8 protein-coding genes are annotated in these 14,623 nt (G+C 48.4%); 6 read left to right on the top strand and 2 right to left on the bottom strand.

Annotation, left to right across the window (positions count from 1 at the left end):
• Window positions 1–252 precede the first annotated feature (252 nt).
• On the top strand, window positions 253–834 hold the full coding sequence (locus MPB2EB_RS03610) for a LysR family transcriptional regulator (RefSeq protein WP_185182487.1): 582 nt from the start codon (window positions 253–255) through the stop codon (window positions 832–834).
• Window positions 835–948: 114 nt separating this feature from the next.
• The gene (locus MPB2EB_RS03605) at window positions 949–7,749 is read left to right on the top strand and encodes a filamentous hemagglutinin N-terminal domain-containing protein (protein ID WP_185182486.1); all 6,801 of its coding nucleotides are present in this window, start codon (window positions 949–951) and stop codon (window positions 7,747–7,749) included.
• Window positions 7,750–7,780: 31 nt separating this feature from the next.
• Here the strand turns inward: MPB2EB_RS03605 and istB are convergent, their stop codons facing one another.
• Together istB and istA are read right to left on the bottom strand one after the other, a co-directional pair.
• Window positions 7,781–8,581: an IS21-like element helper ATPase IstB gene (gene istB / locus MPB2EB_RS03600; RefSeq protein WP_185181250.1), complete on the bottom strand. Its 801-nt coding sequence runs from the start codon at window positions 8,579–8,581 to the stop codon at window positions 7,781–7,783.
• Window positions 8,581–9,615 carry an IS21 family transposase gene (istA, locus tag MPB2EB_RS03595; protein ID WP_185181249.1) on the bottom strand — a complete coding sequence of 345 codons (1,035 nt, stop codon included), beginning with the start codon at window positions 9,613–9,615 and terminating at the stop codon, window positions 8,581–8,583. Before istA ends, istB begins: the two co-directional genes overlap by 1 nt.
• A 70-nt stretch (window positions 9,616–9,685) precedes the next feature.
• Here istA and MPB2EB_RS03590 point away from each other — a divergent pair, with 70 nt between their 5' ends.
• The 4 genes from MPB2EB_RS03590 (at window position 9,686) to MPB2EB_RS03575 (ending at window position 14,594) form a co-directional block, all read left to right on the top strand.
• Window positions 9,686–12,649, top strand: coding sequence for a hemagglutinin repeat-containing protein (locus MPB2EB_RS03590; RefSeq protein ID WP_185182485.1), 2,964 nt, complete (start codon window positions 9,686–9,688; stop codon window positions 12,647–12,649).
• A 9-nt stretch (window positions 12,650–12,658) separates the two neighbouring features.
• A complete protein-coding gene (locus tag MPB2EB_RS03585; RefSeq protein WP_185182484.1) occupies window positions 12,659–13,456 on the top strand; it encodes a hypothetical protein in 798 nt (265 codons plus the stop codon).
• A gap of 69 nt (window positions 13,457–13,525) precedes the next feature.
• Window positions 13,526–13,699 carry a hypothetical protein gene (locus MPB2EB_RS03580; protein WP_185182483.1) on the top strand — a complete coding sequence of 58 codons (174 nt, stop codon included), beginning with the start codon at window positions 13,526–13,528 and terminating at the stop codon, window positions 13,697–13,699.
• Window positions 13,668–14,594: a hypothetical protein gene (locus MPB2EB_RS03575; RefSeq protein WP_185182482.1), complete on the top strand. Its 927-nt coding sequence runs from the start codon at window positions 13,668–13,670 to the stop codon at window positions 14,592–14,594. The genes MPB2EB_RS03580 and MPB2EB_RS03575 overlap by 32 nt, the downstream gene beginning before the upstream one ends.
• Window positions 14,595–14,623 lie beyond the last annotated feature (29 nt).

The raw sequence follows: 14,623 nt of genomic DNA, 5'->3' as shown, positions 1-14,623 counted from the left end.
AAATATTTACCGAATAGGAATCTTGATTTTTATGGTTGTCTTACTTAGTAAAAGTGATCGCTATGTTTGAGTGTGCCATTTATCAATATGTCACATTTAAACTACTGTATGTTTAATCAGTTGCGAGTTTTCTCCGCTTCAAGCATATTAGCTCACTACTCGTTGAGCAACGTAAAAAAACAAATATGCAGTCCAAGTTTTTCTAAACTCACTCTATACTTTTTAGAGCAGTGCACTTTTGGAGCGGAGGCAATGATTATCAATCAGAAGCGATTACGCTATTTTCATGCAGTTCATAACTACGGGCAGGTCCGAAGAGCTGCAGATCATCTACATACAGACTGCTCTGTTATTGCACGCCAGATTTATTTATTGGAACAAGAGATAGGAGCTAGATTGTTTGATCGGCGCCCTAGAGGCATGGTGCCGACTGAGGTAGGCGATTTATTACTTGAATATTATCACCGTAGCCAAAGTGCTCAGCAAGATTTTGAAGTAAGTTTACAAGAATTAGGCAGTATGCGCCGAGGCAACATAAATATTGCTACGTTCTCTAGTTGCGTTGATGTACTTATGGACGAGGTAATTAATGATTTTTATAAAGATAACTCTTCCTGTTTTGTTGGAATTCAAGAAGAAAACAGCACATCTCGCGTGATAAATCAACTACTCTTAGATGAAGTTCACATAGGAATTATTCACAGTAATTATTCTGATCATCCAGAAATATCTAAGTTAGCGCCATCAAATTTTTCCCCAAGCCAAAGGCCCAAAGTCAAGTATTTGCGAACTGAAAAGCGCTGCCTAAACTCCTTTACTTACGGAAAAATTTGATGGCGTCAACTTATAGATTTTTTGTTCCGCTGCAAGCATTGTTCGTATTCGGTTAAATGACTGACGTAGAGCAGCATTGAAGTAGATTTTTTAGTTTTAAGCAGGATATTAATAATGGTCAAAGTGGTGAATGTAATATCGGCTCAACAGATTCCCAAAGCTTACACTTCATCTAGTGAGGCGAGACAAACCGCAGATGATGCTAACACGGCGACGCACTCCTCTACTGTTGATCTTACCCCACCCAATTCGGCAGGCATTTCGTGTAATTCTTATCAAGAGTTCGATGTACCTTCCTCAGGCGTAGTCCTAGAAAATGGCCCTGCGGTGCGGATGGTCTTAAATAAAGTCATAGGCTATCAGCCATCCAAGTTCGAGGGCATCGTAAAAGTCGCGGGACAACTCGCTCAACTCGTATTTTCTAATGCCTATGGCATTCATTTATGGGGATGCAATTTCCTCAATATCAGCCGTATTATATTTACGACAGGTGAGCCGATTATAGGGAGCGACGGCAATCTCGAAGCCTTTCACGTGAGCAAAGGTCATATTAAGATCAAAAATGCCACCAAGCTTAAGCAGTTTAATCAAATTGACCTCATCGCCTATTCCATCAAAATAAATGGCGAATTGCAGGCCAATAACATCAATATTAGCACTGGCAAGCATCAAGTCAATTACACGAATTTAGGCGTGCCAATGATTGCCTCTCAACAAAGGCAACCAGAGACGAGTATCGAGGTTGAGCACAATGATCAGGCAGATGCCGGTCGTCTGGAATTCGCTAAGAAAGCCCAGATACATGCTCATGAACACCTAAGAATTAAAACAGCCATCTTAGATAATTCAAGTCGTCAAATTCAATCAAACCGTGATTTAACAATTGAAGTAGATCGCTTAGACAATGCCGGCGCACTGCGTGCTCAGCGCGGCATTTCGCTGAAAGCGAAAACCCTGGAGAACCAAGCAAATGCCTTGATTGACGGGCAAATTCTGATACTAAACGCCCAAGAACAACTCAAAAATCAAGGTGTGATCCAAGGTAGCACTGTAGCCATCAGTACGCAGAACTTGATCAATGATGGCACAGAAGATGCAGAAGAACATCACGCTGGAAAAATCATCGCAAAGCGTCAACTTACCATTCAAGCGCAGACGTTGCACAACCAAGAACAGGGGTTAGTGTATAGCGATGGCGAGTTAACGATAGGAGACATTCCAGATACTCCGTACAAAGTGGATGGAGCAATGCAAGCGCTCGTTAATTCGAATTCTTCTACAATAGCGTCAAGCAAGAAGCTATCGATTCAAGCGGGTTATTTGGATAATGAAGAGGGGCAAATTAGAGCCGGCTCAGAACTTATTCTGAGAAGTCAAGCCTTGATCAATCGGCGGGGACGCATAGAAGCGGAGGGAGATCAAAGCGTATTGGATGTTCGAGCCAAGACGATTGATAATATTTCTGGCGGGTTGCTGAATGCGGGAACAGGCAAGACCCAGATTATTGCTCAGCAAGCGCTAAGCAATTCTAATCCTGAGGCCATCGAAGGAGCTGGGGCCATCTTGGGTAAAGGCCCGGTGATTATTCAGTCCCCTGAACTGATCAATGACGCCGGTGGAACCATTGTTTCAGGTCATATCATTAAAATAAAAGCGTCTCTCTTGGCGCATAGGCGAAGCATCTTATCAGCATGCCAGAGAATGGAGATTAACGCGGATCAATTCACCAGTGCCGGAGGATGGATAGTCGTGGGTGAAGACGAGAAATTTAAGCCGGAGATCCCTGCCCTATCCCCTTATATTGGTCAAGTAGGCGTGCTTAAAGTGCGTACCAAGAAAATGATCAACACTTGGCATAGAGGGGAGAAAGTACACCACACCCTGATCTGCGTACAAGGCAAAGTCAGCATAAAAGCACAGACTATCTACAACACGTATCAAACCCAGATTCTAGGGCAACACGTTAACCTAAGTGCAGTCAAACTTTTCTCCAACTCAAATAGTGCGATTTCTGCACGTGATGCATTCACGCTCACGGCTGAGCATTTTATCAATACTCATGGAGGAAGTTTACACAGCAAGGGAGGTATTCTGCTTGAGGTGAAAGAGCTAGAAAATCGAACGCGTGCTTTGATTGATGGCAGATTCTTGACGCTACTCTTACAGAATCAGCTCAAAAACAGCGGAGTTATTCAAGGTGGCACAATCATTATCGATGCACAAAACCTGATGAATGATGGCGAAAACAGGACAGATCGACAGCCAGCTGGAGCGATCATCGCGCGGCACCATCTTACGATCGGAGCGCAGGCATTACACAACCAAGAGCATGGGTTACTGCGCAGCGATGGTGACCTGAGTATAGGAGATACGCTTGATGCACAACACCAAGTAAAGAGCTCAATGCAGCGGCTTGTGAATTCGAGTTCCTCTACGATAGAGTCAAAAGAAAAACTATCGATTCAGGCAAGTCAGTTGGAGAATAAAGATGGGCACATTAAGGCTGGCTCAGAACTGATTCTGAGAAGTCAGGTCGTTAACAATCGACAGGGACGCATAGAAGCGAAGAGCGATCAAAGCGTATTGGATATTCAAGCCGATGCGATTAATAATATTTCTGGCTGGTTGCTTAATACGGGGACAGGAAAGACCCGGATTATTGCTCAGCAAGCGCTAGGCAATTTTAATCTTGCGGCACTCGAAGGAGCGGGGATAATTTTTGGTAAAGGCCCAGTGACTATTCAGTCCCCTAAGCTGGTTAATAATGTAGGTGGAGCCATTATTTCTGATCAGATCCTAAAAATAAAGACGCTCCGCTTAGACAATAAATTGAGCACTTTATCGGCCAGCCGGAAGATTGAGATAGACGCGGACGTGTTATGCAATGTTGGAGGATTAATAACGGTTGCTGAAGACGAGAAATTCAAGAAAGAAACTTCACACCCCATAGAAAGTCTGTCCCGCAATGCACCCTACGTAGGCATACTGGAAGTGCGGGCTAAGGAAGTAGTCAACTCTTCGGATGAAAATAAAAAAGCACAAAATACCCTGATCCGTGTACAAGGCAAGATCACAATACAAGCACAGGCTATCTACAACACGCATAAAACCCAGATTTTAGGGCAGCACATCAACCTAAACACAGAAAAGCTTTTCTCCAATTCAGATAGTACGATTTCTGCCAGTGATGCATTCACGCTCGTGGCTGAGCATTTCATAAATTCTGAGGGAGGGAATTTACAAAGCAAGGGAGACATTCTGTTTAAGGTGAAAGAGCTTGAAAATCAAGCACGTGCTTTGATTGATGGCAGGTTCTTGACGCTAACCCTACAGAATCAACTCAAAAACAGTGGAATCATCCAAGGCAGCACTGTAGTCATCGGCGCGCAGAACTTGATCAATGATGGTGTAGAAGACACCGAGAAACATCAAGCGGGGGCAATTATCGCGCGGCACCAGCTTACCATTGGAGCTCAGACCCTGCATAACCAGGAGCATGGGTTGCTGCACAGTGATGGTGAATTGACGATAGGGGGCTCCTTCAATGCTCAGCACAAAGCAGAAGGTCCAGCATACAGTCTAACCAATATGGCGTCCTCTACCATTGAGTCAAGAAAACCACTCTTAATTCAAGCCCATATTTTAGACAATCAAAACGGGCAAATCACGACGGGTTCCGATCTTATTCTGAAGAGTCAATTGCTCAACAATATGCAGGGCCATATAGAAACCCACGGTGCTCAAAGCGCATTGGATGTGCAAGCAGACGTGATTGATAATACCTCAGGCCGGATACTCCATACTGGCACAGGGCCAATGCAGATTTTCGCTCACGCTTCGATCATGAACCGTAAGGAAGAAGGCGTAAAAGGAGCGGGCTTTATCATCGGTAAAGGTCTGGTGACGCTCACGGCCCCTCAAATATTGAACGATGACGGGGCGACCATTCTTTCCCACCACACACTCAAAATAAAAACTTTTTATACAGATTCTCTGACATGCTGTTTATCCAATCTAGCCGGCACACTATCGGCGCACCAAAAAATTGAGATTGATACATATCAACTAGATAACAGCAAAGGTCTGATTGCCGTAGGGAAAGATGAAGCTTCTGAGCTGGAGATTTCAAGTGATCCAGACCGTTCCACACAGCCGACGTATCCAGGCAGTGTCCTTGAAATTCGTGCGCATACAGTCATTAACACGGAGGGGGGGCAAATCGTTCAAAGTGGACAGGGTCAGATCCAGCTTTTTTTAGATGCGAGCGGCGGTGGCTACATAGCACAAGGGGGCTTAATGAATGCCTGGGGTCGCATCACGATAGAAGCGCCGAATATTGTCCATACGAATAAGAGCCAGATGACGGGAAAAGACCTCAATCTGGTCATCGGAGAAAGAATTCTTAACCAAGCCAATGCAACGTTATTTGCCCGCGATAGATTGTCCTTAAAAGCCTTAGCGCTCGATAATATGCAACAAGGGGTTTTGCAAAGTGAGGGGCGCATCTTCATTTTAGCGATGGCTTTTTGTAACGAAGGCACGATACACAGCCAAGGGGAGATCCGGATCCTTTCTAATAAGATGCGTAACCGTCGAGAAAGTGGCACATTGACCCAGCACTTATTGCGTTTGGCGATTCACCCGGGCCTGATTACGGGCGATACGATTTTAATCAGTGCGCGTGGGCCTGACTCTCTGTTGAGAAATACGGAGAGCATGATTTTCGCGCAAAACAGCCTTCAAATCGGGGTTCATGAGATTCAAAATCGTGCCGGTGGTACGCTTTATAGTGGCGGTGATTTAGCCATTGGCAGTAAGCTGAATGCGGAGTCTATCGCGCAGGGTCGCAGTGAACGCATTCTCAATCATGGCTCCACGATGGATGCGGTGGGGGATCTAACGATTCATGCAAAAGCGCTAGTCAATCAAAATGCAAGATTCGAAATCGAAGAAAGGCTGATTGAGGAGCGGGGCATACACGAATGCCACGATGACCAGACAAACCAACGCTTTGATGGCTCCCAAATCGCCTGGCACGGCGACGTAGGGGGCCTCTACCGTGTGCACAGCTCCGGTCATGAAATATTTCGTTTTATCAACTATGTCTTTACGCGCCGAGTGACCACAACCAGGGTGACGCACAGCGAACCTGGCAAGATTCAGGCAGGTGGCGCGATCTCTCTGTCAGACCAGGTGATGAACGATAAAAGTCGGATCATTGCAGGAGGGGCGCTCAGCGACCTCGAAGGCAGGCCTGCCCAGATTGAAAACCGGGATGCCATCGGTCAACGCGTCACGACTGATCAGGGAACCTCGCAATACTCAGACAGAGACTGGCATGGTGGAATTAGTTTCTTCGGCAGCGGCGGTCGGTACTGGGAGCGTAAGTGGAGTGGGCAAGCCCCCTACCATCCTGCCCCAATGGTCGAGTATCACACGCTGACGGTCGCCGTCTCTCAAGAGCATACGGCAGTAGAGCATTCTGCGCCCTCTACCGCCTTAGTGCCGAGTTCTTCTGCTTTAAGCCGTAATACTTTATTAAATAGCGGTTTATTGCGCCTGAACACCGATCCCAATCAACGCTATCTGATCCAGATCGACCCCCGTTTTACCCGCAACAGCGACAGCGTTTCGAGCGATGTATTGCTGCGCTTACTGAATCTGAATCCTCAGCACATTCCTAAGCGCCTGGGCGATGGATTCTATGAGCAGCAACTGATTCGAGACCAAATTATTGGTCTAACGGGCCATTATTATTTATCCAGCTATCACAATCCCATCGCTGAGATTCGGGACTTGATGCACGCCGGGGCAGACTGGGCCAAACGTTTCAATTTGATGCTCGGCATTGAACCGACACCTGAGCAAATCAATGCGTTAACCACCAGCCCCGTCTGGCTAGTGAATCAACGTATTCAATTACCCGATGGCTCAGAACAGACGGTCCTCGTGCCTAAAGTGTATCTGGCCCCAAGCGATGCACCGGCCATCCCACGAAGCAATGCACTGATTTCAGCCGATACGATCGAGTTAGAGAGCGACCGCCCCTTTAAAAACACCGGAACCGTGCTCAGTCGCAGCACAACACGTATTCGCGCAAGCCAGATCGATAACGCGCGCGGCACGCTGGCCAGCCGGGGCACGCTCTCTATCCAAACCCGCGACGACATCGATAGCCGTGCTGGTAAGCTGATTGCCGTTAAAAAACTCACCGTACAGGCCGGCCAAAATCTACAGTTGCAAAGCCAGACGCAGACCACTCATGCCGCCAGCGGCAGCCGAACAAACTTAGCGGGCCTCACCCAGATCCAGGCCGGAGAGCTGGAAGCGACGGTGGGATCCGATCTCCACCTAGCCGCCACCCAAATTGAAGTGGAACACACGGCAAGGTTAGACGCTCAGCAAGATCTGATCTTAGGAACCGCCACCACCGGCTTGCAACAGAAGATCGTCTGGGATGAACGGAATGCCCTCAGCCTAAGCCAGCACACTGAAGTTGGCACCCAGATTCAGGCCGGCGCGCTTGAGCTGAAGGCTGGGCGCGATGTAACCGCAACCGGCGCGTATGTCAAAGCGGCAGAGAAACTCGCGGTAAAAGCCCGCCGAGATATTCATTTGGAAGCCGCGTATGAAGAGACGGATTTTAAGGAGTCTCATTATCATGAATCGAGTCACTTCTTCGGTTCCTCAAGCGAATTAACGCGCACCGCGCTGTACAGAAAACAAGCATTAAGCAGCACCTTATCTGGAGGCACAGTACAGATAGAAGCCGGACATGACCTGAATATCCTCGGCTCAAACGTGGCGGGGATGCATGATGTGGATCTCTATGCGGGAAATGCCCTCCAGCAAAAGGCGGTCGAACAGGCTGAGCGCACTCAGCGCTATTCCGTTCAAGTGTCAACAGCAACCTGAAACTGACCCACTTAAGCTACTGGCCAGCAACTTAAAATTGACCCACCCGATTTTCTTCTAGGGTCTGACGAGGCTGAATAATTCCAGCTTTGCGTTTATCTTTAAGTCTGAAGCTTTCTCCTTTAAGTTGAACGACATGGGCATGGTGAAGTAAACGATCCAACATGGCAGCAGTCAAGGTAGTATCGTTTGCAAAGGCCTGATCCCATTGGCCAAATGGCAAGTTGCTGGTCATGAGCAAGGCTGATTTTTCATAACGCTTGGCGATGACCTGGAAGAAGAGATTAGCCTGATCCCGCTCCATGGGGAGATAACCAATTTCATCAATGATAAGCAGTCGAGGGGCGTTGACATTGCGCTGGATGAACTGCGTTAACCGATCCTGCCGCTGTGCAGCAGCCATGGCGAGGATCAAATCTGCCGCGCAGATGAAACGTGTTTTTATCCCAGCTTGAGTAGCCAAGTAGCCCAAGCTAATAGCCAAATGTGTTTTACCGACCCCTGAGGGGCCAAGCAACACCAAGTTCTCAGCGCGCTCAATCCAAGTGAGCGCAGCGAGTTCTTGTAGGGCTTTTTTATGCACGCCATGCACCGCCGTAAAGTCAAACTGCTCCAGTGTTTTAATGGCTGGGAATCCAGCCATCTGAGACAGGATTTGCCGTGAACGAGTTTGGCGCGTGGCGGCTTCGGATTTCAATAATGCTTCGAAGAAATCGGCAAAGCTCAATTGATTGGAAACGGCTTGAGCGGCCAGTTGTGGGTACGCCTGAGCCATGGTGTCGAGCTTAAGTTGCTCACACCATTGCTCAATCCGTTGATGTTGTAACGCCATTAATAGGCTCCTGTGAACAGTTGTTCATAGATAGCCAGCTTATGCTGCATCGGCTGTTGGCTAAACTGCATCCAATTAGGCGGCAATACCACAGGCGGAGCGCTCTTGGTGTGTCCTAGATAAGGAGGTGGCAAGGATTGTAAGGCGGCTTTCTCCTGACTCAAGCGCGTTTGCACCCCCTCTTGCGTAGTGCCGTGCACGCGGACATTGGCCACTTCACTCAGCCACGTGCGTACTGCTGCATTCGCCGTGTCGACATCTAGATGAAGCTGATTCTGCACCAACCTGGAAGCTAACGGGTTATAAAAGCTGCGCCTCAAATAACCATTGAAACGTTCGACTTTACCTTTGGTTTTAGCTCGGTAAGGTCGACATAGTTTGGGGACAAAACCATAGTGTTTGGCAAAATCGAGGAAGGTAGGCTGAAAACGGTGAGCACCTGGGCCATACGCATCCCGTGCTAGTACAACCGTCTTCATATTGTCATAGAGCACTTCTCGCGTCACACCGCCAAAGTATTCAAAAGCGTGCTCATGGCAAGCCAACAGCGTGTCTAATTTCTCGTTGTTAACAAATTCGACGAAGCTAGCCCGTGACCAACCTAGTGTCATCACAAAAGCAGACAGCGGATATTTGCCGCGGCGAAATACGATCCAATCACACTGCATCTGCTCACCAGCTAACGTCTCAAACCGTACTAATCGCTCTTCAGGCCGTACCACCTGCAAACTACGGACAAACTGGCATACGCGTGAGAGTCCGCCTGCGTAGCCCAATAGCTTGACCTCTTGGCACAACACGGTTGCAGGCAATCGGCAGGGATGCGCCGCACGCAAGCGCTCTTCGAGATAGCGTTTATACGGATCAAGCTTATGTACACGGGCTTGACAAGGTTTGCGTTGCGCTGCATCCACTTCTCGCAGGTAGCGGCGCACCGTGTTACGCGATACCTGTAACTGTCGAGATATCTCTCGAATACTGATGCCTTGACGGGCTAATACTTTAATTTCCACTTGTTCCTCTACGCTTAACATATCCCGACAAAGGGACGAAATTTACGGGAGGTGGGTCAATTGCTAATTGCTCAGGTGGGTCAGTTTAATTGTGCTGGTGACACAAGAACGCTCCGGCTTATTAGAGAGCGGGAAATTCGGCGTGACGATCGGCACGCGAACCCAAAAAGACGCTCAAGAAAAGGAGCACACGCCCCAAATTGGCTCAGTCATAGGCAGCGTATCGGGTCCTGTCAGAGCGATTGCCGGCCGAGACTACGAGCAAAGCGGCAGTCAATGGGTGGCGCCCACCGGCGATATAGAGATTCGAGCCGGTCAAGGCAAGATTGAAGCGGCCTATGAGCAAAGCCGAGTCTGGCAGCGCAGTGAATGGCATCAATCGGGTCTAACGGTATCGGTCAGTGCGCCGGTGATTGCCGCGGCGCAAACGAATCGTCAGATGCTGCAAGCCAGTACCCAGGTCAGCGATGCGCGGATGCACGCGTTAGCGGCCGGTGCAGGCGCACTGGCGGCGAAAAACGCCTACGATGCGATCAAAGCAGATCCGAAAGCAGCCGGTGGCGCCACCGTGAGCGTAATGCTGGGCGAAGAGCATTCTGAAAGCGAGCAGATACAGCTCAGCCGGACGGCGCTCAACAGCACCCTGGCAGCCGGAGGGAATATCTCGATCCAGATCGGTGGCTTAGGAGAAGAGTCCACGTTGGATCTGATGGGCGCTCGCATCGAAGCCAAACAGAATATAGCGCTTAACGTAGAAGGCCGTCTGAAGGTGGAAGCGGCGCCGAATAGCCTGATTGAGCAAAGTCAGCAGCACAGCCAGAGTTCTGCAGTGGGGGCCGTGGCAACGCTGGGCAGCCAGAGCTCAGTGGGCGCATCGGTTGCACTCAGTGTAGGGCATGGCCGTACAAAAGGAGCGCAACTTAACTATACGCCAACTTTGATCCAGGCGGGTGGCACGCTAGAGCTCAAAGCAAAAAGCGATGTGCGCCTCAAAGGCGCTCAGATGGTGGGCAAGCAGGTTAAAGCCCAGATTGAGGGCGGCCTTGACATAGACAGTGTGCAAAACACGGCGAGGTACCAGAGCCACGCTCAAAGTATCTGTGGCAGTGCGACCGCCGGCTCTGTCTCAGCAGCGAGTCTGAACGTCTCACAACGCAGGATGGACAGTGATTATTTGAGTGTGGCAGAACAAGCGGGGATTCAGGCCGGAGAGGACGGTTTTCAGATCAGCGTTCAAGGGGATACGAAGCTGGTCGGTGGCGTGATTGCAGGTTCTGAGCAGGCGGTGCAGAAAGGAAAGAACACACTGATAACAGCGACCCTGCACAACACGGATCTGACGAATCAGGCGAGCTATTCTGCAAGCAGTATCAGCTTAGGCGGTGGGTACAGTCAAAGTGGCAAAGGAGTGGGCTCAGACCCATCAGGAAAAGCCATAACGCCGGCGCATAGCGGCAATCAACTGGCAAGCCGTGGAGGGATGAGTGCTGCGCTACCGATTGTGATGAGTGCTTCCGGTCAGGCAAGATCCACTACCCGCAGTGCGATCAGCGGTGCGGAGATGGTGATTACGGATGAGGCGCGGCAAATCGAGCTGACGGGACATAGCGCGGCCGAGACGATTGCAGACCTAAACCGTCATCCGGCACCGAGTCATCAAGCGTTAGCGCCGATTTTTAATCGAGCGGAGATTGAAGCCGGCTTTGATATTGTCCATGCATTAGGTCGGGAAACCAATACTTTTATCGTCAATCGGGCCCGAGACGCGGATCAAAAGCTCGAGCGAGCCAAGAGTATGGAGCTGCTGGCGGGTGATGAGTTGATGCCTGTAGGACAGCGGCAGGAATTGCTGGAAACCGCGGCTGAGTTGCGTACGCAAGCACAGACCGTGAATAAGCAATGGGGGCCAGGAGGCGCCTACCGTCGTATCGTCACTGCGTTGACGGCAGCGGCATCAAGCAATGTGACGGGGACGACGGCGCAATTTACCCAGGCCGCAGCGCTCAATTATTTGCAAAGCTTGGGAGCAGAAAGAGTCAAGCATATTGCAGATGGCCTGAATGATGAAACGATGCGTGCTGCGTTGCATGGGGTATTGGCTTATGGCGGTGCAGTCGCACGGGGGCAATCGGGTGGCTCAGCGGCTTTAGGAGCCAGTGCCAGTGTATGGGTAAATCATCTGTTAGGCCCTGTAGAAGGTTCTTCTGAAGAGGAGAAAGAAGCGCGCAAGAATATCGTCACCAGCCTAGTAGCGGGGGTAGCTAGTGTAGGAGGAGCTGATGCGACCTCTGCGCAGCATGCGGCGCAGATTGAAACAGAAAATAATGCTGCTGTGGTGCTGGCCGCACCGTTAGCATTCACCCCACCTGGGGTTGTTGTATTAAGCGTGGCAGCTGCGGGCTTAGTGGCATGGAATGCTTATGAAGCGTATCAAAAATATCGAGCCAATCATGCAGAACGAGTTAGAGAGGAGGAGGATCAATTAATACAACTGGTCCCGCCGATGATATTCACGCCGATGGAGCCACCGCAGCCACACCAAATTCCGGGCAGGGCGTGGCATCAGGATGAAGGGCCGTGGCTTGAAGGCAGGCCGGATCAATCGGGTGAGCATATCGTTCAGCCTTTGGTGAATCCAAGAGAGGTTCAATCAACAGGTAATGTGATGGTGAATCCGATTAGCGATGCGTTGGATATATTTGACACAGTCATTTTTAGTCAGAGGACGAAGGCCAATAGAGACAAGGATTACGTGCCGAATGCAGGCTCTGTGGATAATATGAAGCAGTTTTTTAATGAAACAGAGTTTGGGGCGAAAGTAGAACGTGTAGCCAGAAAAACAAATGAATTGTATGATGGGCAAAGTATATATAAAGCGACAGAAGAAATTGGGCGTGAAATAAGAAAAGGAGATCTTTTCTACTTAGATGGCAGCCACATGAATCATTTAGAAGTTCTTACCGAAAAAAGAGTTTTTAGGCATGTTTTAAACCTTGATGGAAAAATTAATGCAACAAAAACAAGAAAAGCCGAAGGCAGAAAATTAAATAAATAGGAAAAAGCAATGTTGGATTTTAATAAATTTAAATACCGTTTAATGGAATTTCTTCAATTTCACGGTTTGACATATGAGAATCTGAATGCTTTCTACAAAAGAACAGGGGACGTGGCATGGTATATTGACTGGAAGGCTGATTATAATAAATCATTTAAAATGGATATGGAGCGACTGGAAAATTCGATCGAGCTATATAGTAATGCATTATCCAAAAAAGATGAGCTAGCAGCTCAGGCAGGTCTTATATATGCCTCTATAAGTATTAAATTAGCGGCAAGCAGTCCATTTCACGCAATTTCAACTGATTTAACAAAGGTACTTAATAATAAAAATTATAATTGGCCTTCCTTTGGAAAAAATTATACCACTCCGAACAAATACTTCCATAATAAAATAAGTGAAACCGACCAAAAAGAATTGGTAGATTTGAATAAAATTCAAATAATTTTGATGGATTTCGTTAAGTCTTATGGTGTAACAGATGAGGAATTAGAGCGTGTAGATAAAAGAACGGGGCGTTTGATATGGGGAATTAATTTAAAAGATGACTTCAATAAATCATTCAATGAGAAGCTGCTAGCTTTGCAGATTGCTTTTGACGGATATGAAGAAGCATCGGTACAAAAAGATTGGCGTGCAGTTCGAGCCATCCTTCAGAGAATTAGGCTAATTAATTTTCAGTTATATAATTTTTCTAATGCAATTGGAACCGCTTTAGAGAATGCATGGTCAGATGAATACTTCAAATGGCCCTCTTTCCCGGAAGATTATAAAGTGCCAGCGCACTATAACTATGAAGAATGAACTAGGCCATAAAGCAAGGTGAGCTTCACTTTGAATGAGCAAAGCAGCTTCTGGCAATGTAACAGATGTGTGACCGAACAGTTTGTACAAAGCGGTGTCGTGAATTTGCTCCAACAGCACGGTGCAGGCTACGTTGGCGAGTTGGTGAAATCCGGGGCAATAAATGAAGGCAGTCCAGCGCATGCAGCGTTGCACGCACTGGTTGGGCTAGGTGGCCGCAGCTGCATCGAATCAAAGCCTTGACGCGGGTGCATTAGGCGGCGCTGTATCGAGCATTTTAACGCACGCCTTTAGTCCAACCCATCCAGATGAAACGCGTACTGAGCAAGAAGCCAAACACAATATTGCGACAACACTGGTTGCAGGTGTAGCAGCACTGACTGGAGTAGATGCGACCGTGGCTACGCATAGTGCAGCAGCGGCTATCGATAATAACTGGCTGGCTACAGAGCAAAAAGTACTGGCCCAAAAAGAATTAGATGCCTGTGAAGACGATATCGTCTGCAATGCAGGGACAATGATTAAATGGACTGGCGTTTCGGCGAAGCAAGATGCATTGACAATGTCGGGTCTAATCAGTGGTTTGTCTGAGGCGGGTTGGCACGATGCGGAAGGGGTGGTTGAATTTATTACAGATTTCCGCAATAACTTAAAAGGATTGGCCTCCCTAATTAACGAGGAAGTACGCGATCAATTAGGAGAAGAGATAGTTGCTGCATTAAATGCCAAAATCAACCGGATACAAGCCGCAGCAAGAGAAGGCGGCGACCAGAATGCATTACAGCTTGGCCGTGAGTTAGGCAATTTATTCTGGCAGATAGGCTCAATCGTATTGGTAGCAACAGGTGCAGCTAAGCTCACTGCATCGCTTGGTAAAATTGGGATCCGTTTAGGCAAAGAAACGGCAAAAGAGTTTTTGCATGTTGACTTAGCGAAAGCGGGAAGAACCTTAGGACCCAATGGCAAGCCGCTATTGGGCACTAGTTTGTTGGTAGCTGAACAAACAACTGCACGTGCTCCGATCCCAAGCCAAGTAATCACTACGGCTTCCAGGCTATCGAAATTTGAGCCTTTGGCAAAGGCGGGCAGTTCTTCTGTAGCTGATGGTAGACTGCTAGCAACCGCTAGCCAACCGTAAGAACGCCACGACCCCCAGGCTATTCGCCG

The sequence above is a fragment of the Mycoavidus sp. B2-EB genome, assembly GCF_014218255.1.
In the GTDB taxonomy this organism is placed as follows: Bacteria; Pseudomonadota; Gammaproteobacteria; order Burkholderiales; family Burkholderiaceae; genus Mycoavidus.
This window is presented reverse-complemented; position numbering and strand designations above follow the sequence as displayed.

Excerpts from the sequence above, each read along its gene's own strand:
- MPB2EB_RS03610 (WP_185182487.1), top strand. The coding sequence starts at position 253 with ATGATTATCAATCAGAAGCGATTACGCTATTTTCATGCAGTTCATAAC.
- MPB2EB_RS03605 (WP_185182486.1), top strand. The coding sequence starts at position 949 with ATGGTCAAAGTGGTGAATGTAATATCGGCTCAACAGATTCCCAAAGCT.
- istB (WP_185181250.1), bottom strand. The coding sequence starts at position 8,581 with ATGGCGTTACAACATCAACGGATTGAGCAATGGTGTGAGCAACTTAAG.
- istA (WP_185181249.1), bottom strand. The coding sequence starts at position 9,615 with ATGTTAAGCGTAGAGGAACAAGTGGAAATTAAAGTATTAGCCCGTCAA.
- MPB2EB_RS03585 (WP_185182484.1), top strand. The coding sequence starts at position 12,659 with ATGTTGGATTTTAATAAATTTAAATACCGTTTAATGGAATTTCTTCAA.